The following is a 19,729-nucleotide window of genomic DNA, read 5'->3' on the forward strand; positions in this document are numbered from 1 at the left end:
CAGGCCGATCCTCACTTGGACGAAGCCGCCGCTTCCTTGACCCGCTCCATGACCTCTTCGGGCGTCATCGAGCCGCCGATCAGCGCCTGGAGACCGGACAGCCAGGCGGACGCCACACGCGGCGGGTTGGCCGTGTCGAGCCAAGGCATCAGGTAGGAAGCGTCGGCGATCACCTTGAGACCATCGACCACGGCCGGGTTCATGGCGTCCGCCGAATATCCGCCGACCGTCGCGCTCGGCTGGCCGTAAGGCGGCGCGGAGAGAACCTTGCCGTTCGCCGCCGAGGTCACGAAACGCATGAAGTCGATCGCAAGCGGGATGTTCTTGGATGCCGCATTGATCATGTAGCCTTCCGGCGCGCCTTCGACAGCCTTGGGATCACCCTTCGCATCCTTCGGCACGGGAAGCGTGAAGAAGCCGAAATCGTTCCGGTTCAACGCGCCGTCTGCGGTCGACTGATCGAATTCGATGATCTCCTGATAGTACATGGCGGATTTGCCGTTGCTGAACTGCTGCAAGGCCGAGGCATAGGATGAGCCGTTCGTGCCCGAACCGTCGGAGCATTCGTCGATGAGCTGCTTGAACTGCGTCAGGCTGGCGACATAGCCGGGATCGGCGAATTCGGCGGTGGCAGGGACGAAGTCCTTTTCGAGCGTCGCCTGCGGCACGTTGTAGGCCAGCAGCTGCCCGGCATAGTGTACGCCCGGCCAGCCTTCCTTGTTGCCGAAGGAGACCGGCGTCACGCCGGATTTCTTCAGGGCGGCGCAGGCGCTGAGCAGGTCCTCGAAGGTTTTGGGCTCGGCTATGCCCGCCTTTTCGAACAGGCTCTTATTGTAGCCCATGAACTTGGCGTCGAGATAAAGCGGAATGCCGTAAAGCTTGCCATTGTACTGGAAGGCGGAGACGGCAGCGGTCGCGAGCGTCTTGCCCCATTCGGTGTCCGGGCCGATGACCGGGGTCAGATCGACGGCGCGGTTTCCGCGCACGAAATTCTCGCCCCAGCTGCCCGTCCAGGTGAAGTAGACGTCCGGCAGCGAATTGGATGCGACAAGCGCCTTGGTCTTGCCCTTCACGCTGTCGTCGCTCTCCTGGATGAGCTCGACCTTCACGCCGGGATGAAGCTTTTCATATTCCCTGGCGGCGTCGACAAAGAAGGGAGAAAGCTGTTGCAGACCGAATTTCGTCAGCACGCTGACCGTGCCTGAATAGTCGACCGTCGCATTGGGATCGGCGCTGACCGGTTCGGCCGCAGATGCAGCACCGACGCTGCCGATGACGAAGGCGGCGGTCGCGATTGCCGCAAGGCTGGTCGTGCTCAAGAACGTATTGGCTTTCATTTCGCAGTTCCTCTCTTGTTTTCGTTACGTCAGGCATGCGTCAGGCAACCGGTCCGGCGCTGCCGCCGGACCGGAAGAATCTCAGTACTCGACACGCTTGTAGTAGCGGCGCGTGGTCAGCGGGTGATCGCGCAGCACTTCCAGATGGGCGCTCAGACGCTCCAGCATGGCCGCCAAGACGATCGGCGAGATGAGGCTGCGCGTCTTGGTCGAGACGCCTGGAAGCTTGGCGGAGGCCGCATCGAGAACGCGCACCTTGTCGGTGTAGCGCTTGGCGAAGTTCTCGACGCGATCGGTCAGCGGGCGGAAGGCATCCTCACCCTTGAAGACGAAGAGGCTGACGCCCGGCTCCACCAGTTCCAGCGTTCCGTGGAAGAAGTCGGATGCCTGCACGGGGCGGGTGCGGATCCATTGCATCTCCTCCAGAATGCACATGCCGTAGTAGTGCGCTTCCGGCCAGACCGAGCCTGCGCCGGTAAAGATGTGGTAGGTCTCGTCCTTGATTTCCCGGGCGAGCGCGGCGGCCTCGGCCTCGTAGCCTTCCTTCACCGAAACCAGCAGTTCCGGCAGCAGCGCCAGTTCGCCGACCGTCGCATCGAAATCGGCGTATTCGCCGCGCTCGGCCAGCAGGGCGAGCACGATGAGCAGGGTCTGGAGATAGAAGGATTCCGAAGACGTATCGTCCTCGGCGAAGTTGGTGAAGTTGTGGTCGGCGTCGCGGCCGAGCGGCGTATCCTTGTGGCCGGTGAGCGACAGCGTCTTCACGCCACGCTCCTTCAGGAAGGCGAGAAGCTGCACGCTCTCCTTGGTGGTGCCGGAGAGCGACGGCAGCACGACCAGCGCCTTGTCGTCGAGGCCTGCCGGCGGCTCCAGAACGACCTGTGCGGAATAGGCGGCCGAAACCGGGAAGAGCGTTGCGTTGCGTGCAAGCTCGATGGCCGGCTGGGTCAGAAACTGCACGCCGCCGGTCCCCATGAAGAAGATGCGTTCCAGACCACCATCCAGCAGTTCGCGCATCAGGACACGCACGTCCTTGGCGATTGCAACCGCGCCGCTTTGGATCTTTACAAAGCGATCCCTATCGAAATTGAGCATTTGAACCTTCCCGTTTTGCGCTCCGCAATCGTCCTCGAAGCGAGCTGACGTCTTCACGCAGTGATCCTTGAGACGATGTGAGATCGATCTCACATATATTTAGCGCACAAGAAATTCCCGCTGACAAGTAGGGTGTCAAAAAATTATGGGAGGTCGTTTTCGCCCGTTAACCGGCGCTATGGCGGCTGACGGAGCCGCGAACTATCAGCTTGGTTTCAAAGCGGATTTTCTGTGGCGGATCGCTTTTTCCGGAGAGCCGGTCAAACAGAAGCCGCGCGGCCGCCCGCCCGATTTCGGAAACCGGTTGCGAGACGACAGTGATCTGCGGATCGGTAAATGTCGCCAGATTGAAGTCGTCGAAACCGATCAGCGAGACGTCGTGGGGAATGGAGATTCCCATCGAACGGAAGGCAAGAAGAGCGCCCTGCGTCATCAGGCTGTCGACCGTGAAGAGCGCCGTCGGAGGCATCTTCTGACTGAAGAGCCGTATGGTCGCGTCAACGGCATGCTCTACCGTGGATTGTGAAACGGCGATCAGCCGGTCGTCCGGTGCGATGCCGTTGGCAGCAAGTGCGGTCCGGTAGCCGGTCATGCGCTCGCGCGAGGTGAAGATGCGCATATCGTCCTGCAGCAGGCCGATGCGGCGATGGCCCATGGCGATGAGATATTCCACCGCCTTGCGCGCGCCCCCTTCATTATCCACCACCACATGGTCGCTCTCGACGTCCTCGGCAACACGGTCGATCAGGACGAGAGGCACGTTCTCGAGGTTCAGGCTTTGAAGGTGGGCGTTGTTCGTCGCTGAGGTCGGCGCCACGATGAAGCCGCGTATCGACAGTGAGCGCAGGCTCGACAGAAGCGAAATCTCCTGGTCCAGCTCCTCCTCGCTGCTGCCGATCACGAGGTTGTGCCCGCATTCGCGCGCAAGAACCTCGATATCATGGGCGATCCGAGCGAAGAACGGATTCTGGATATCACCGAGGATACAGCCGACGATCGGCAATTGGCCGTTGCGCAGCGCCTGCGCCAGGCGATTGCCACGGTATCCCAGCTTTTCCGCCGCCGCCTGAACCTTCTGGGCGGTCTCGTCGCCAACATAGCCGTAACTGTTGAGAGCCCGGGCGGCCGTTGCGCGCGACACATTGGCGAGCGCCGCCACATCCTTCAAAGTCGCGGGTTTGCGAACCATGTCACCCTTCGATCATACAACAGGAGCCTTACAAGGCCCCCTTGTAGCTGCGGGTTTTCGGTTCGCATAGGGCCTCTGCAGCACGCAAATACAGAGGACAGGTCGCAACATCCGGCCCCGCCATTTACGGCGGGGCTCTCCCGTTCGCCTATCGCGACGCAAAACGCTCCGGCCGGAAGGTTGCAAGCATGGGATGCTCGGCGCCCGTCGCGATTTCGTGAGCCAGCAGTTCGCCAACGATGAGGCCGAGCGTTGCCCCGCTGTGGCTGAAGGCGACGTAGTAGCCCGGGATGGCCTTCAACGCGCCGACAACAGGTTCGCCATCACCGGGGATCGGCTTGCCCCCAACGCCTATGGAGGCGACCTCAAGCTTCGGATTGCCCTCCATCACCTTCGCGGCCTCGGTCAGCAAGGCATCCACGACGGCCTCGTCAATGTGGTAGCTACCATCCGCGCGCAGCCTCACCCCCTCGTCCGCCGCCCAGTCAGCATCCAGCGAGAAGCTGCCGCCCGGCGCCGGACGAACGGCGACACGCGGCGTGTTCAAGACGGCGCGCAAGGGATGGGCGAGCGGCCTGGTCTGAACCAGAAGGGCGACCGGCGTCCCGTCGCCGATGGTCTGGCCGTTCTCCGCAGCCATCCTCGGCACGGCGGGGCCGGTCGCCAGCACGACGGCATTGGCGAGGAAGCGCCCACCCTTTGCCGTTTCGGCCCCGACGGCCCGGCCGCCCTCGACAAGGACCCGTGCGGCCCCTTGCTCGGTCACCAGCACGCCCCCGAGCGCGGAAAACTCCTTGAGAAGCAGGCCGATCAGCGTCGGCAGGTCGACCCAGCCTTCACCGGGATTGAAAATCGCGCCCTGCCGCGTGATTGCGCGCGCATCGATGCCGGACGTGACGCCGGCGACGGCAGCGGCCGGAAGCCACTGCGCATCGTAGGCAAGCGAGACTTCGTAGCGAAAGGCCGCGTCGATCTCGTTGCGCGCGTCGTCGGCATCCCAGGTCAGGCCGCCGTCGAAGCGAAGCCAGTCGGCATCCGGAAACCGCGCCGCAAGCGTGCGGTAGCGGTCGATGCCGGCCATGCGCAGGTGGTGATAGGGTTCCGAGCGCATACGTGCCGAGTTCAGCCAGGAGAGCGAGCGACCGGAAGCCCCGTTGGCCGGCGGGCCGTCGTTGAGAATGGTCACGCGGATGCCGCGCCGCGCAAGCTGGACGCCCGTGGAGACGCCGAAAATGCCGGCGCCGATGATGACTGCCGAAGAGATGGTGTTGTCGGTCATGGTGGTGTCTTTCAGTCGGTTGGTTATGCGGATGGATCAGGCTGTCAAGGCTCTTCCCAGCGGCCGCTGACGGCGGAGCGGAAGAGCGCGTCGATCGCCTTCATGTTGGCGACCGTATCCTTCAGCCCCATATCGAGCGGCGTGCCGGAGAGCACGGCTTCAGCGAAGGCATCGGCCTGCTCGCGGTACTGGTCGACGGGTGCGATGGCGATCTCCTCGCGCCCGCCTCCGGCAAGATCGCGGCCGTCGTCCAGCACGAGCCGGGTCGGCGCATCGGCCGGCGCATTGAAGGGAATGGGGATTTCCAGGCGCGCCCGCGTTCCGAGCACCGTGACCTTCTGCGTGAGGGCAAGCTGGGTCGAACATGTGAAGGCAAGCTGCCGGCCCTCGGGAAACGCCAGCAGCCCGCTCGTCAGCCGGTCCGTGCCGAAGGCGGGATCCCTCTCCATCAAGGCGATCGCCCGCAGCGGCTCCGCGCCGAACAGGAAGCGGGCGGTGTTTACGGCGTAGCAGCCGACGTCGAACAGGCCGCCCCCGCCGATATCCGCTTGGTTGCGCACATTCCGCGGGTCGTCCAGATAATAGGAGAAGATCGTCTGGATGGCCCTCACCTCGCCGAGCCGTCCCTCGTTCACCAATGCGCGCGCCGTCTTCCATTGCGGGTGATGGCGCACCATGAAGGCTTCGGCGACCGGCAGGCCGGCGGCCTTCTGCGCGGCCGCAAGCTCCATCGCCTGTGCGGCATCCAGCGCGATCGGCTTTTCGCAGAGCACCGGCTTGCCATGTTCCAGCGCCCTGATCGTCAGCGGCACATGCAGGTGATTGGGTAGCGGGTTGTAGATCGCATCGATCTCGGGATCGGCCAGGAGATCCTCGTAGCTGCCATGGGCCTTGGGAATGCCGAAGCGCGCCGCCATCTCCGTGGCCCTGTCCAGATCGCGCGAGGCAATGGCAGTCACGCGGCCGAGGCGGCTGGACTGGATGGCGGGGATGACCGCTTTCGCCGCGATGCTCGCGCAGCCGAGCACGCCCCATCGTATCCGTGGTGTCATGGTGTCCTCCTTCCCGCCTCAGAGCACTTCCGCAAGGAAGCGCTGGAGGCGCGGGCTTTGCGGATTGTCGAAGATCGCCTCGGGTGTGCCCGCTTCCACCACGCGCCCCTCGTCCATGAAGACGACCTGATCGGCGACGCGGCGGGCAAAGCCCATTTCATGCGTGACGACGACCATGGTCATGCCGCGCGTGCCGAGATCGGCCATCAGGTTGAGCACGCCCTTGACCAGTTCGGGATCGAGCGCGCTTGTCACCTCGTCGAAGAGAATGACTTCCGGTTCCATGGCGAGCGCGCGGGCGATGGCGACGCGCTGCTGCTGGCCGCCCGAGAGGCCGCCGGGACGGTGATGCTGCCGGCTCGCAAGGCCGACATCGGCAAGTCGCGCCTTGGCGATGCGTTCGGCCTCGGCCTTCGGCAGGCCCTTGATCTTCGTCAGCGAGAGCATGACGTTTTCCAGCGCTGTGTGGTCGGGGAAGAGGTTGAAGTGCTGGAACACCATGCCGACCCGCCGGCGCAGCGTTTCCGGCTTCATGGCGAGGATGCTCTCGCCGTCGATGAGGATATCGCCGCTCTTCGGCTCGACGAGGCGGTTGAGCCCGCGCAGGAGCGTCGACTTGCCGGAGCCGGACGGGCCGATGATGCAGGTGACGCTGCCCGGCTTCACCGAGAGGTCGACGCCCTTGAGCACATCAAGCTCGCCATAGGCCATGCCGAGATTGCGTACATCGAGGCTTCCGCCCTTGAAGGCAGTTCCGGAGGTACGGCCGGCACCGTCCAGTTCGCTGACCTCCTCCAGCCCGCTGGTGACGACCGCCGGACGCTGCTTGCCGATGCGCAGGCGATTGTCGATGGCATTGACCACATGGGTGAGCGGCACGGTAACAACGAGATAAAAGACGCCCGCAAGGAGCAGCGGCGAAAGGTTGCCCGTCACCACGGCCTGGTCCTGCCCGACGCGAAATATTTCGCGTTCCGAGGCCAGCAGGCCGAGGAAATAGACCAGGCTCGAATCCTTGACGTTGCCGATGAACTGGTTGACGAGGGCCGGCAGCACGCGGCGAACGCCCTGCGGCACGACGATGAGGCGCATGCCCTGGCCGTAGCTCATCGACAGTGCCCGGCAGGCTTCCATCTGGCCGCGATCGACGCTCTGGATGCCCGATCGGAAAATCTCTCCGATATAGGCGCCGGCGATCAGGCTGAGCGCGAGGATGCCGAGCGGATAGGGCGACGGGCCGAACAGTTCGCGCCCGATGCGGGCAAACCCCTGGCCGATCAGCAGGATGGTGACGATGGCCGGCAGGCCGCGAAAGATATCCGTATAGAGGCGGGCGGGGATGCGCAGCCAGGGCGACCTGGAAATGCCCATGATGGCGAGCACCATGCCGATGGCGACGCCGAGCACCGTCGAGGCCGCGGCAAGGATCAGCGTGTTCTTCAGGCCGACCGTGATCATGGTCGGCAGGACTTCTGCCATGGCGTTCCAGTCGAGGAAGCTGCGGCGCAGGTTTTCAAGCCAGTTCATCAGGAGGTCCCTTGAAAGAAAGACCGGTCCGACCGACGAGGCCGGACCGGCAAGACGGCATCACTGCTTGGGAAGATAGGCGTCCGGCATCGGCGTGCCGGGGAACCATTTTTCATGCAGGGTCTTCCAGGTGCCGTCCTGCATGGCGGCCTTGAGGCCCTTGTTCAGCGCCTCGCGCAGGGCGTCATTGCCCTTGCGGACGACGAAACCGGCCGGCGCGTCGAAACTCGGGATGTTGACGGCGATCTTCAGCTCGGGGTAGCGCGCCGAATAATCCTTTGCCGCCTCGTAATCGAGGAAATGCGCATCGACCGTACCGTTGTTGAGCGCGGAGACGGCGGAGTTGTTGTCCGGGAACTTCACGAGATCCGCACCGGTGAAATTCTTCTCGGCATAGATTTCCTGGAGCGTGCCCTGCACGACGCCGAGACGCTTGCCCTTGAGGCCGGCCGCATCTTTGATGCCGGCGTCGGCCGTCAGAACCGTGAGGAAACCGGCAAGGTAGCCATCCGAAAAATCGACGGTCTCCTTGCGCTTGTCCGTCGTGCCGATGGCGGCGGCGGCAACGTCGAAGCGGCTGTTGGCGACCGACGGCATCAGGGCGGAGAACTCCTGACCTGTAAAGATCACCTGCTCCTTTTTGAAGCCGAGGCGCTCGGCAACATTGAGAAAGAGTTCGATGTCGAAGCCGGTGAAGTTGCCGTCGGCTGTGGTGAAGGCATAGGGCTTGGCATCGCCCATCGTACCGACGCTGATGACGGCGGGATCGATGAGGCCCAGCGGATTGTCCTGGGCGAGCGCCGGTGTGGTGGCGCCTGCCAGCACGCCAAGGGCAACCGCGATGGCGCCGGTACGCAGCCGGGCAAAGTGGGAAGTGAGAACTTCGGTAAATCGCATCTCGTTTCGTCTCCTCTGGTGGTGTCTGCGATGTCTCCAAGACGCAGGAAATCTCATCCGGACGGCGGCATGGGGCCACGCGTCCGGCCGATGCGCCTCGCATGCTGGAATTTGTGCTTCTTATTCCTTGAGACCGGTCTCAAGATAAAAGAGACCGGTCTCTTTGGCTTTTGACGATTGTTATCTTCGCATTTGCCAGTCGTCAATATCTCTTGTAAGGCTACCGTTCATGGATCAGAGCCCACCGCGAAACACCTCCGTCACCGTTGCCGACGTTGCGCATAAAGCCGGCGTCTCGAAGGCGACCGCCGCACGCGTTCTGGGCGGCTATGGAACTGTCAGCGACCGGGTACGCGAGGCCGTTACCGCCGCTGCACGCGCGCTCGATTACCGACCGAACGAACTCGCCCGCAGCATGACGACGGGCCGCTCTGGCACGATCGGCGTCGTAGTCGGCGATATCGAGAACCCGTTCTTCAGCCTCGCCGTGCGCGGCATCACCGACGTTGCCCGGCAAGCGGGCTTCACCGTCATCCTCATCAATTCGGGCGAAGACGTCGGCGCGGAAAAGGCGGCGATCAGAACCTTGCTTGCAAAGCGCGTCGACGGCCTCATCGTCTCGCCGGCCAAGGAGAGCGATGTCGAGCATCTGCGCGAAGCCGCCCGCTCCGGCCTGCCGCTCGCGTTGCTGGATCGCGGCAGCGACGCACTCGACGTCGATACCGTCATCGCCGACGACCGCCACGCTGCTGAGGGCATTACCCGCCGGCTCGTCTCGCTTGGTCATCACCGCATCGCTTATCTCACCGCCTGCGATACGCCCGATCACCGCTTCCATGCGGCGGGAGACATCAATACCGGCTCGGTGCGCCGGCGCATCGAAGGGTTTCTCGGCGTCTGTCGCGAAGCTGGCCTGATTGGCATGGAGGATTGGGTGCATGTCGGCGCCGCGACGCCGGAACAAACGCATCGCATCGTCACCGCAATGCTGCAATCGGCACAACGCCCGACGGCCATCATCGCGTCGGACAGCGTCATAGGCCTTGAAGTGTTCAAGGTTTGCCGTGACCTTGGGCTCAGCATTCCGGACGACCTGTCGCTGGTCTCGTTTCACGATGCGGACTGGACGTCCGTCACGACGCCGCCCGTTACCGTCGTGCGCCAGCCCGTCTATGGCCTCGGCGAGACGGCGGCCAAGCTGCTGGTCGAACGACTAAACGGGAAGGGCGGCAAGGCCAGCCGCATCGTCCTGCGCACCGAAGTCGTCGATCGTGCCTCCATCGCCGACGCTCCCGTATAACATCGAGACATCCTCAGAACTGTACCGCGAGCCGCAGGGCATCCAACATGGCGGCATGCACCGACCGGCTGCTGACGGCGTCGCCGAGCCGATGCAACTCGAAGCCGGCGGGCGGCCGCGCGCGCAAAGGCGCGGCGCCCAGCAGGCTTTCGACCGACGTGGCGCCATCATTTGCCGAGAGCGGGCGCAGTTCCGCGAAAAGGTCGTTCACCGGCACGGTGCCATGCTCGACAATGACCTGTGCGTGGGTCTCGAGCATTTCCCGGCCAGTCAGCAGGTGGCGCAACACCACCTCGCGTCGCCCCTCCCGCACGCTCACCGACACCAATTCGTATTCTAGCAGCACCCGAACATCCCGTTCGGCGAGCGCCTTGCGATAGGTGATGCTCGAATGGTGCTCCATTTCCGGCGCGACGGAGGGGTCGCGGGCAACGAATGTCACCCTCTTTCCCGCGGAGGCAATTTCCGCGGCAGCCGAGGGTGCGGGATGGCGTCCGGTCGCGTCGTAGATCAGCACCTCGTCAGCGATCTGCATTGGATTGCCGAGCGCATCGGAGACACTGAGGCAAAGGTCGCTGCCTGCGACCGGACCAAAATCCGGAATGCCGCCGGTGGCGACGAAAACCAAGTCGGGTTGTTCGGCAAGAACCTCGGCCGCCTCCGCGTACACATTCAGCCGAACGTCGACGCCGAGCCGCTCCAGTTCGGCGGCGCGCCAGTCGACGATGCCGATCAGGGCGCGACGAAGCCTGGTTCTCGCGGCCAGCACCAGCTGCCCGCCAAGCCGATCGGCCGCCTCCAGCAGTACAACCCGGTGTCCCCGCGCAGCAAGCACCCGCGCCGCCTCCAGCCCCGCCGGTCCGCCCCCGACGACGACTGCCTTTCGTCCCGCCTGCGGCGAGCGCTCGATCACCTGCGGCAGCCAGGTGTCACGACCTGTCGCCGGATTGTGGATGCAATGCACCGGGCGATAGAGACAGTGCGAAGCGCCCACGCAGGGGCGGATTTCCTGTTCCCGGCCTGCTCGCAGCTTGTTGACGATCTGGGGGTCGGCCATGTGCGCCCGCGTCATGCCGACCATATCGACCAGCGCTGCTTCGACCGCGTAACGCGCCGTCGCGACATCGGCAATCTTCGCGGCGTGGAAGACCGGAAGATCCGTCTGCGCCTTGAACGATCCGACCTGATGCAGCCACGGCGCGGAGGCGGCCGTCATGTCGGGAATGTTGTAGACGAGCAGGTTGAGACGCGTGTCGAACCGGCCGAAAATACAGTTGAAGAAATCGACCAGCCCTTCCCGCTCCAGCCTGTTGGCAACCGTAACCGCCTCGGCGAAGCTCAAGCCGTCCTTGTGGTCCTCATCGATCGTGTAGCGGATGCCCACCGGATAATCGCTTCCGACCTCCCGGCGGATCTCCTCGTGGACCATGCGCAGGAAGCGCATGCGGTTTTCCAAGGAGCCGCCGAACTCATCCGTGCGGCGATTGACCATCGGCGACAGGAATTGCCCAATCAAATGGCCGCCGGTCATCGTCTCGATGCCGTCAAGCCCGCCCTCCCGCGCGCGCCGCGCTGACTGGCCGAAGTCGCGCACGATGCGCGCGATGTCGTGGCGGTCCATTTCATGGGCAAAGCTGCGGTTATAGTCCTCGCGCGAATGGGAGGGGCCGAGCGCGGGAAGCCAGGCGCCGACAGTGGCGTTGGCACGCCGGCCGACATGGGAGATCTGGCACATCAGCGCCGCGCCATGGCGATGGACGCGTTCGGAGAAGGCACGGAACACCGGGACGACCGCATCGCTCGACACGTCGAGCTGCGTGCCACCCCAGCTCGTATCGGCGGAAACGCGCGCCGAGCCGCCGAACATCGTCAGCGCGAGCCCGCCCTTGGCCTTTTCCTCGTGATAGCGCTGATAGGCGTCGAGCGGAAGGCCGCCCTCGTCGAGGGCGGTCTCGTGGCTGGTGCTCATGATCCGGTTGCGCAGGGTGAGCCGGCCAACCTGCAACGGCCGCAGCAGCGGATCGGCCCTTCCTGCTGGCGCAACGGCTGGATTTTTCTCCTCCATGCCCGCACCGACTAAGCCGGACCGAGGGCCTTGCGCATGGCCTCGATGCACTGTTTCAGGGGCGGGGTGGGATCGACATTGTATTTCCAGTTGGTCAGTTCGATCGTCAGCGAACCCTCGTAATTCTGGCTGCGCAGATAGGCGGTAAGTTCGTCGAGGTCGATGATGCCGTCGCCCCAGGCGAGATGACTGCCACCGGCATCGGAATCTGTGAAATGCACATGCGCGACGCGGCCTGCGAGATGGGTAAAATAATCCTGAGGCGTCTCATGAGTCATCACCGCGCCTGCCACGTCATAGACCGCGAACAGCGCGGGGCTGTTCAGCGTGTCCATCAGGTTGCGGATTTCCCTGGCCGAGCGGATGATGTTGGCAAAGGAATCCGGCAGTGATTCCATCCAGAGATCGATGCCGAGTTTTTGCGCGCGGTCGCAGAGGATGCCCATGGAATCGACGCAGCGCTCCAGCGCCTGTTCCGCCGGCTCGTCGCGATAACCGCCGCCTGCCGTCACCAGAAGTGCCGGGGCACCGCATTCGGTGGCGAATTCCATGGATTCCAGGAAATAGCGCACCGAACGGTCGCGCAGCTCCGCTTCCTTCGCTGAGATGTTGATCGGATAGATGCACTGCTCCGGCGTGAAGGCGACGATATCGAGGCCCATGCCCCGCACTTTTCGTCCCAGCGCCCGCGCATCGGCCAGCGTCTTGTCACCGATATAGAAATGCGGCGCGGCGGCCCATAGCTCGATGCGAGAGACGCCGGCCTCGCAGACATCGGCCAGAAACCGATCCATCGTATGCCGGACATAGTGGAAATTCATCACGCTGATATTACGTTCATCCAGTGCCATGTCTCTACTCCTCCAATGGTCGCCTGTATAAAAGAATTCTCAAATATTGTGAGAACGTTCTCTCATGATTTCGTACAAATTCGTGTATTGTTGCCGGGCTAAGGCGTCCTGAGACCGAATTCGGTCATTGTCTCCGCGATGAAGGCGGCGGCCTGCGTCGCAGCCTCATCCGGCGTCCAGCCCAGATGTCGCGCCGCCAGTTTGGCAGCCGTTTCCGCAAAGCGTCGACCGAGATCCGCCTCCCAGCCGACGGAGAGGCGGCGGCGAAGGATGTCCGAGAGCGTGCATGCCTGCTCGTTGAGGACGGCATGGGCGACCGAGGCTTCGGTGACACAATGCAAATCCGGGTGGGGCGGCAAAGGCAGGTCCAGCGGGCGTGGCGAGCCGGACGGCCTCAGCCGGCGGGCAACGGCGCGCCTCAGCCGCCGCCCGGCGTCGCGATGGGTCATCAGCAGCCCGCCGGTGAAAGTGAAGACATTCGGCAGGCCTTCGTCGGTGAGGTCATGCTCGCGAACAGCGGGCGCGGAACCCCTGCCGTCCTTGGCGAGGCTACGCGGCCGCACGCCCGCCCAGGCATAGAGCACATCCTCGCGCGTTAGCCCGAAGCCCGGGAACAGGCGGCCGAGCTGATCGAGAATGGCCGCAATCTCGGCCTCCGTGGCGCGAAAACCTTCCGACCTGCCGTCCGAGATAGAATCCCAGGGCCCGACATAATGAAGTTCGCCCAAGGGGATCAAATAGAAGGGCGCGCCGGCCGCAGTCACGGTCTCGAAACCGATGCCGCGCAGGCTTTCTGGTAGCCGAACGACGATATTCGTGCCCTTTTCGCCGGTATTCTTGCGCAGATGCGGAGCCCCAGCCATGGCGGTGATCTCGTCGACCCAAACGCCGGCGCAATTGACGACGGCGCGCGCGAGAACGTCGCGCGAGCCCTTGGCTGCCTCCAGTGTAATCCGCCAGAAGTCGCCCTCCCGCGCCAGCCCCGTCACCGCCGTATGGTTCAGCGCCTCCATGCCGATCGCCCGGGCCTTCATGATCGTATCGACAACGATGCGCTCCGGCCAATGATACTGGTATTCGGTGAAAGTCATCGCTCCGCCGATATCCTGCAACCCCGCCATGCCCTGAAGCCCCGGATGCGCCCGCGCTTCCGCGGCAGACAGAATGCGAAGGTCGAGCGGCACCCGGCCGCCGTCGCTGGCTGCCATCAGGCGAAAGGCAAGCCGGGCCTTCCAACGGGGAATGGCGTTTTCCGGAGTTAGCGGAACGATGAAGGTGACGGGTTTTACCCGCTCGGGCGCCAGGCGCACAAACTCCGCCCGCCCTTGCATCGCGCGGCGCATCAGGCTGAGACACTCGATGGCGCTGCGCGGATGGGCGAGAAAGGTGGCGATCGAGCCGCTGGCGGCCGAGAGATAGCCGAGCCCGCAATGCTGCAGGCGCGAGGTTCTGCTGGATGTCCCCGCACCATAGTCGTCGCGCTCGACCAGCAACGTGCGATAGCCGGCCGCCGCCAAGTGCTGCCCTGCCGATGCGGCGATGATGCCTCCGCCGACTACGAGTGTGTCGTAGACACCGCTCACGCTCACCTCCCCGCCATCGCCACAGCGACAGATTCTTACTCCGAATGTGAGAACGTTCGCAAAATTTTGCCAATGGTGTCAAGACCGCTTGACGACAAAGCCGAGGCTATAATACGTATTATAACGTCATATAGAAAGGTTCGCCCATGTCCCTCCCCTCTGCCTTCGATGCCGGCGTCGTTGCCGGGCTCTCCGCGCTTGACGCAAAATCGGTGAAGCATGTGTTCTTCGTCGCCTGCGGCGGCTCGCTGTCGGTCATGCATCCGGCAAAGTTCCTGCTCGACCAGCATTCACCGCTGCCATCGGATGTCTATAACGCCGCCGAGTTCGTCTCCCGCGCGCCGCGTGCACTCGACAAGAATTCGCTGGTTATTCTCTGCTCGATGACCGGCACCACGAAGGAAACTACCGCCGCGGCCGAATTCGCACGCTCGAAGGGCGCGACCACCATCGGCCTGACGGTCGAGCCCGCCTCGCCGCTCGCCAAGGCGGTCGATCATGTCGTCGGCTTCGAGGCGCCCTACACGACCGGCGTGCCGATTGACGCCAGGGACAGCAATTATTCGCGGATCTACCAGATCGTCATGGGCCTCGTGGCGCTGACCGGCGGCGAAGACCTGACCGGGACGCTGATCGGCAGCCTTGCCGCCCTGCAGCCGGCGATCGATCGGGCGCATGCAACCTTCGCGCCGATGTTTGAGGACTACGCGCCACGCTTTGCCAAGGAGGACGTGATCTATACCGTCGCCAGCGGCGCGAGCTACGGCGCGGCCTATTCCTTCGCCATCTGCGTGCTCATGGAAATGCAGTGGATCAACAGCCAGGCGATCCACGCCAACGAATTCTTCCACGGCCCCTTCGAGGTGCTGGACAAGGACCGCGCCTTCATCCTGCTGAAGGGCCTCGACAGCACGCGACCGCTCGAACAGCGCGCCGACGAATTCCTGCACCGCTTCGGCTCGGCGGAGAACATTCTGGTTCTCGATGCCGAAAAGCTCGATCTCTCGGGCATCGATCCGCAATTCCGGGGCAATGTCGTGCCGCTGATCTTCTTCGACACGCTCTGGCGTTTCGCCTATAAGATCGCCGACCTGCGCAAGCACGATATGCTGGAAGCGCGGCGCTACATGAAAAAGATCAGCTACTGAGAAAGCCCGGAAGAGCGGATGGAAGACCAAGCGAATCTCTTGCCGCTCTATGAACAGGTCCGGCGCGCGATCCTCGCCGGCATCGATGCCGGCGAGTTCGCCGAGGGCAGCTTCCTGCCTCCGGAACCGGAGTTGATGGCGCGTTATGAGGTCAGCCGGATCACCCTCAGGCGCGCCATCGGAGAGCTTTGCGCCGATGGCCGCCTGCAGCGGCAGCAGGGCCGCGGCACGATCGTCATGCCGGGCAAGGTACGCCAGACCCTGGTCTCTCTGTCAGGCTTTTCCGAGACCATGGATGGGCTCGGCCGGAGGGCCGGCCACCGCATCCTCTCGCGTTCCGACAATCCGGACGCCCCGGCCATCCGGGCCCGGCTGCAGGCCGAAGCACTGATCCGCTTCGACAGGCTGCTGGAGGATAACGGCCGGCCGATGACGCTTGAAACGCTCTGGTTCGATGCGCTGCGCTTTCCCGACGTGATCGAGCCGGTCGCCGGCGGCGGTTCCTTCTTCGCGGCCCTGCGCGAAAAAGCCGGCATCGAGCCGGCTCATGCCGAGCGGCAGATCGATGTCGCCCTTGCCACCGCCGGCGAGCGCTCCATCCTTGCCGTCAGCGCCGCCCAGCCCGTTTATCGCATCGAAAAGATCGTCACCGATGCCGAGGGCCGACCGCTCGCCTTTTCGCAGCTCGTCACGCCCAGCCATCTGGTCACCTACACGATCAAGACCTGAAAGGTTCGACATGCATGTTTTCGACGCCGCCGCCGTTCACGCGGCGCTTCCCTGGCCGTATCTGATCGAGGCCCTGCGCAAGGCGCATCTCGGCGGCATGCCTGCTTCCGAGGTCGTGGTGCAATCCGATCCCGCCGGCGGCGACGCACAGTTCGTCACCCTGCCCGGCTGGGCGTCCGGCGGCCCGATCGTCGTGAAAATGGTCGGCGTCTTTCCGCAGAATGCGAATCTCGAGCCGCCGCAGCCCGCCGTTCAGGGACTGGTAGCGCTGTTTGACGGCAAGACCGGCGGACCGCTGCTGGTCGCCGACGGCGCGGCCATGACGGCGCGCAAGACCGCCGCCGACTCCGCCCTTGGCTCCGCCATTCTCGCCCGCGAGGATGTGGAAGACCTGCTGATCGTCGGGGCCGGCGCTCTCGCGCCGCATTTTGCCGAAGCACATCTGACCGCCCGGCCGTCGTTGCGGAGGGTCACGATTTGGAACCGCACGTCCGCCCGCGCCGAAGCCGTGGCGGCCGAGCTTCGGGCAACGGGTATCGACGCGAGGGCAACCGACGATCTCGACGGCGTCGTCGCCCGCGCCGATATCGTGTCCTGCGTGACAATGTCGGATACAGCACTGGTCAAGGGCGCGCTCCTGCGGCCCGGCACCCATCTCGATCTTGTCGGCGCTTACCTGCCCACGCTTCGGGAGGCGGATGATGCAGCCCTTGTGCGCGGCACGATCTTCGTCGACAGCCGCAACAACATGAAAGGCGGCGGCGATCTTTCGCAGGCCGTCGCCTCCGGCGCCATCACCTGGGACGCGGTGAAGGCCGATCTTTTCGAACTCGCGCAGGGAAAAAGAGAAGGCCGTACCGGCGCCGGCCAGATCACCGTGTTCAAGAACAACGGCGGTGCCCATCTCGACCTTTTCACCGCATCCGCCTTATCGCAGACGCTCGGCTGACGCTTTACGCGTCAGCCAGGACGCGCGCCAGGAACGCCCGCGTGCGGTCATGCTGCGGGCGCGTCAGCACGTCCCCCGGCCGGCCTTCTTCCACGATCACCCCGCCATCCATGAAGATCAGATGGTCGGCCACATCGCGCGCAAAACCCATTTCATGGGTAACCACGACCATGGTCATGCCGTCATCGGCCAACTGCCGCATGACGGCCAGAACCTCGCCGACAAGCTCCGGGTCGAGCGCCGAGGTCGGCTCGTCGAACAGCATCACGTCCGGTTTCATCGCCAGAGAGCGGGCGATCGCCGCACGCTGCTGCTGGCCGCCGGAGAGCTGGGCTGGATAGTAGTTCGCCCGCTCCTTCATGCCGACGCGCTCCAGGAGCACCATCGCCTCCTCGACCGCCGCGGCCCGCGGGACGCGCTTGACGAGAACCGGGGCCTCGATGACATTTTCGAGCACGGTCTTGTGCGGAAACAGATGGAAGCCCTGGAACACCATGCCCATGCGCTGGCGCTGGCGGGCCAGTTCGTTGAAGCTCATCTCATAGAGCTTGTCGCCCTTCCAGCGCACGCCGACGGGCTCACCATTGAGGAAGACGGCGCCGCCCGTGGGCTTTTCGAGATAGTTCAGGCAGCGCAGCAGCGTGCTCTTGCCGGAACCGGAAGGGCCGACGACGCAGGTCACGTCGCCGCGCATCACCGCGACATCGATGCCGCGCAACACCTCATGGGCGCCGAAACTCTTGCGCAGGCGCTCGACCTTCAGCAGCGGTTCGATCATCATCTCGGCGTTCATCCCTGGGCCTCCCGTTGGCGCGCGAACAGGCGGAACATGCCGCCGGATTTCTTCTCACCCGCGCGATGGTCGGATTTCAATCGATGCTCGACAGCATGTTCCACGGCCGTCAGGATGGTGGTGAGCACGAGATACCAGATGGTCGCGACCAAAAGCAGCGGCACGGTCTGGTAGGTGCGCGCATAGACCATCTGCGCGGAATAGAGCAGATCGGGCAGCGCCAGCACGGAAACGAGCGAGGTGAATTTCAGCATCGAGATCGTATCGTTGCCGATCGGCGGAATGACGATGCGCAGCGCCTGCGGCAGCACGATACGGCGAAGCGCCTGGCCGCGCGTCAGCCCAAGCGTCGCGGCGGCCTCCGTCTGGCCGGTATTGATCGCCTGGATGCCGGCGCGGATCATTTCGGCGGCATAGGCGCTTTCGGTGAAGGCCAGGCCCATGATGGCGGCGCTGAACGGCGTGATGAGTTCATTGGTATTCCAGGAGATGAGCTTCGGCCCGCCGAACGGAATACCGATTGAGATCTCCGGCAGGAGAAGCGCCAGATTGTACCAGAAGATCATCTGCACCAGCGGCGGCACGCCACGGAAAAACCAGATCCAGCCCCAGCTCACCGACTGGAAGACGCTGCTGGCCGACAGGCGCATGATGGCCAGCACGACGCCGATCGCCAGCCCCAGCACCATGGCGAGCGCCGTCAGGAGCAGCGTCATGCCGAGACCGGAAAGGATCGCCGGGTTGAACATATACTCGGCGACGACGCTCCACTGCATGTTCTTGTTGGTGACGAGCACCTGAAGGAAGACGACGGCGAGGATCGCAAGCGCCACGCCGCCGATCCAGTGGCCGACCTTTGGCACCGCAATGGGCTTCACATCATGGATGGAGGGGCGCGAAAGTGGTTCTTCAGACATCGTCATTCCTAGCTGCCCGCTTCGGGCCTGTCCGATCCGGCCCGAAGCGGGCTTCGGGCCGGAATGGTTTTGCATGCGGCAAAACGGTGCCTCACAGATCGGCCGGATGCTCTTCCGTGATCAGCAGCGCCTTGCTCAGCATGCCGCTGTCGTTGAGGCCCCACTTGGCCATGATCTTCTCATAGGTGCCGTCGTCGATCATCGACTGGATCGCATCCGTCAGCACCTGGCCGAGCGGATCGCCCTTGCGCACGCCGATGCAGCTATTGACCGGCGACAGGACCAGATCGGACACCTTCAGGTCGCCGGTCTGTTTAGCCATATAGGCAAGCTTCACCGATCCGCCCACCGTCGCCTGCGCCCGGTTGGAGCGCACGGCAAGCTCCGCCTGTGCCTGCGTGCCATGCGTCTGCATGACGACCGGCTTGTCCTTGCACTCATTGGCGTTCAGTTTTTCAAGAAGGCCGATGTCCCAGGAGCCGTTCAGGACGGCGATCGTCAGCCCGCAGGCATCCTCTGCCGACTTGATGTCGAGCGTGCTGTCTTTCGGATAGGCAAAGGAGGTGCCGATGCGGCGCTGGGAAACGAAGTCGAGCGTCTTCAGGCGCTCCGCCGTCGTACCGAAGGACGAGAAGCCGGCATCGAAACGCTTGGACTGCAGGCCCGGAATGATGGCGTCGAAGCTCGTGCCCTCGAAGGTGAAGGTCACGCCGAGGCGCTGTTCCATCTCCTTGGCGATGTCGACGCTCCAGCCCTTGAGCTGGCCATCGGCATCCTGGTACTCGTCCGGCGCCCAATCGTTGAAGACCGCGGCCTTGATGCCGTTGTCCTTGTATTCCTGCGGCAGCGCATCGTGCAGCGCGGGAATGACATCGGCCAGCGCCGGCATCGCCAGCGCGGCGCTCAGCACACATCCGGCCAGAATGGATTTAAACATGACGACCTCCTTGTTGTAGCGAACCCGGCGGGCTCGGACTTCCGTTCTCTGGTTCCCCTTGAAAAATTAACGAGAACGTTC

Annotated in this window: 17 protein-coding genes; 4 read left to right on the forward strand and 13 right to left on the reverse strand. The window is 63.9% G+C overall.

Annotation, left to right across the window (positions count from 1 at the left end; translation table 11 throughout):
- Positions 1 to 11 precede the first annotated feature (11 nt).
- From ACT6VE_RS16975 to ACT6VE_RS17005, 7 genes are all read right to left on the reverse strand, one after another.
- On the reverse strand, positions 12 to 1,337 hold the full coding sequence (locus ACT6VE_RS16975; protein ID WP_444799718.1) for an ABC transporter substrate-binding protein: 1,326 nt from the start codon (positions 1,335 to 1,337) through the stop codon (positions 12 to 14).
- Between the two features lie 81 nt (positions 1,338 to 1,418).
- On the reverse strand, positions 1,419 to 2,432 hold the full coding sequence (locus ACT6VE_RS16980; RefSeq protein ID WP_444799719.1) for an SIS domain-containing protein: 1,014 nt from the start codon (positions 2,430 to 2,432) through the stop codon (positions 1,419 to 1,421).
- Between the two features lie 166 nt (positions 2,433 to 2,598).
- Positions 2,599 to 3,621, reverse strand: a complete 1,023-nt coding sequence (locus ACT6VE_RS16985) for a LacI family DNA-binding transcriptional regulator (protein WP_444799720.1) — start codon at positions 3,619 to 3,621, stop codon at positions 2,599 to 2,601.
- 148 nt (positions 3,622 to 3,769) lie between these two features.
- Complete coding sequence (locus ACT6VE_RS16990) at positions 3,770 to 4,900, reverse strand: NAD(P)/FAD-dependent oxidoreductase (RefSeq protein WP_444799721.1); 1,131 nt, start codon at positions 4,898 to 4,900, stop codon at positions 3,770 to 3,772.
- A 44-nt stretch (positions 4,901 to 4,944) separates the two neighbouring features.
- Positions 4,945 to 5,952, reverse strand: a complete 1,008-nt coding sequence (locus ACT6VE_RS16995) for a Gfo/Idh/MocA family protein (RefSeq protein WP_050746681.1) — start codon at positions 5,950 to 5,952, stop codon at positions 4,945 to 4,947.
- A gap of 18 nt (positions 5,953 to 5,970) precedes the next feature.
- On the reverse strand, positions 5,971 to 7,479 hold the full coding sequence (locus ACT6VE_RS17000) for an amino acid ABC transporter permease/ATP-binding protein (RefSeq protein ID WP_444799722.1): 1,509 nt from the start codon (positions 7,477 to 7,479) through the stop codon (positions 5,971 to 5,973).
- Between the two features lie 60 nt (positions 7,480 to 7,539).
- On the reverse strand, positions 7,540 to 8,376 hold the full coding sequence (locus tag ACT6VE_RS17005; protein ID WP_444799723.1) for an ABC transporter substrate-binding protein: 837 nt from the start codon (positions 8,374 to 8,376) through the stop codon (positions 7,540 to 7,542).
- Positions 8,377 to 8,605: 229 nt separating this feature from the next.
- Here ACT6VE_RS17005 and ACT6VE_RS17010 point away from each other — a divergent pair, with 229 nt between their 5' ends.
- Positions 8,606 to 9,676 carry a LacI family DNA-binding transcriptional regulator gene (locus ACT6VE_RS17010; protein WP_444799724.1) on the forward strand — a complete coding sequence of 357 codons (1,071 nt, stop codon included), beginning with the start codon at positions 8,606 to 8,608 and terminating at the stop codon, positions 9,674 to 9,676.
- 13 nt (positions 9,677 to 9,689) lie between these two features.
- On the opposite strand, the gene ACT6VE_RS17015 is transcribed toward ACT6VE_RS17010, so the two are convergent.
- The 3 genes from ACT6VE_RS17015 to ACT6VE_RS17025 all read right to left on the reverse strand — a co-directional run bounded on the left by ACT6VE_RS17015 (position 9,690) and on the right by ACT6VE_RS17025 (position 14,175).
- Positions 9,690 to 11,741 (reverse strand): oxidoreductase, encoded by a 2,052-nt coding sequence (locus ACT6VE_RS17015; protein WP_444799725.1) that lies wholly within the window; start codon positions 11,739 to 11,741, stop codon positions 9,690 to 9,692.
- Positions 11,742 to 11,752: 11 nt separating this feature from the next.
- On the reverse strand, positions 11,753 to 12,592 hold the full coding sequence (locus tag ACT6VE_RS17020) for a sugar phosphate isomerase/epimerase family protein (protein WP_003501627.1): 840 nt from the start codon (positions 12,590 to 12,592) through the stop codon (positions 11,753 to 11,755).
- Between the two features lie 98 nt (positions 12,593 to 12,690).
- Entirely contained in the window at positions 12,691 to 14,175 is a 1,485-nt protein-coding gene (locus tag ACT6VE_RS17025) for an FAD-dependent oxidoreductase (protein ID WP_444799726.1), read from the reverse strand.
- A 146-nt stretch (positions 14,176 to 14,321) separates the two neighbouring features.
- Here ACT6VE_RS17025 and ACT6VE_RS17030 point away from each other — a divergent pair, with 146 nt between their 5' ends.
- Genes ACT6VE_RS17030 through ACT6VE_RS17040 form a run of 3 tightly spaced genes read left to right on the forward strand, consistent with a single transcriptional unit; the run spans position 14,322 to position 17,001 of the window.
- Positions 14,322 to 15,323, forward strand: coding sequence for an SIS domain-containing protein (locus ACT6VE_RS17030; RefSeq protein ID WP_444799727.1), 1,002 nt, complete (start codon positions 14,322 to 14,324; stop codon positions 15,321 to 15,323).
- Between the two features lie 18 nt (positions 15,324 to 15,341).
- Complete coding sequence (locus tag ACT6VE_RS17035; RefSeq protein WP_003501633.1) at positions 15,342 to 16,052, forward strand: GntR family transcriptional regulator; 711 nt, start codon at positions 15,342 to 15,344, stop codon at positions 16,050 to 16,052.
- Positions 16,053 to 16,062: 10 nt separating this feature from the next.
- Complete coding sequence (locus ACT6VE_RS17040) at positions 16,063 to 17,001, forward strand: ornithine cyclodeaminase (protein ID WP_003501635.1); 939 nt, start codon at positions 16,063 to 16,065, stop codon at positions 16,999 to 17,001.
- A 4-nt stretch (positions 17,002 to 17,005) separates the two neighbouring features.
- Here ACT6VE_RS17040 and ACT6VE_RS17045 read toward each other — a convergent pair whose 3' ends face one another.
- The 3 genes from ACT6VE_RS17045 to ACT6VE_RS17055 form a co-directional block, all read right to left on the reverse strand.
- Complete coding sequence (locus ACT6VE_RS17045) at positions 17,006 to 17,794, reverse strand: amino acid ABC transporter ATP-binding protein (RefSeq protein WP_444799728.1); 789 nt, start codon at positions 17,792 to 17,794, stop codon at positions 17,006 to 17,008.
- Entirely contained in the window at positions 17,791 to 18,711 is a 921-nt protein-coding gene (locus ACT6VE_RS17050; RefSeq protein WP_035243839.1) for an amino acid ABC transporter permease, read from the reverse strand. The genes ACT6VE_RS17045 and ACT6VE_RS17050 overlap by 4 nt, the downstream gene beginning before the upstream one ends.
- Before the next feature lie 91 nt (positions 18,712 to 18,802).
- Entirely contained in the window at positions 18,803 to 19,648 is an 846-nt protein-coding gene (locus ACT6VE_RS17055; RefSeq protein WP_003501639.1) for an ABC transporter substrate-binding protein, read from the reverse strand.
- Positions 19,649 to 19,729 lie beyond the last annotated feature (81 nt).

Origin of the sequence: Shinella sp. (assembly GCF_052438155.1) — a bacterium.
Classification (GTDB): domain Bacteria; phylum Pseudomonadota; class Alphaproteobacteria; order Rhizobiales; family Rhizobiaceae; genus Shinella.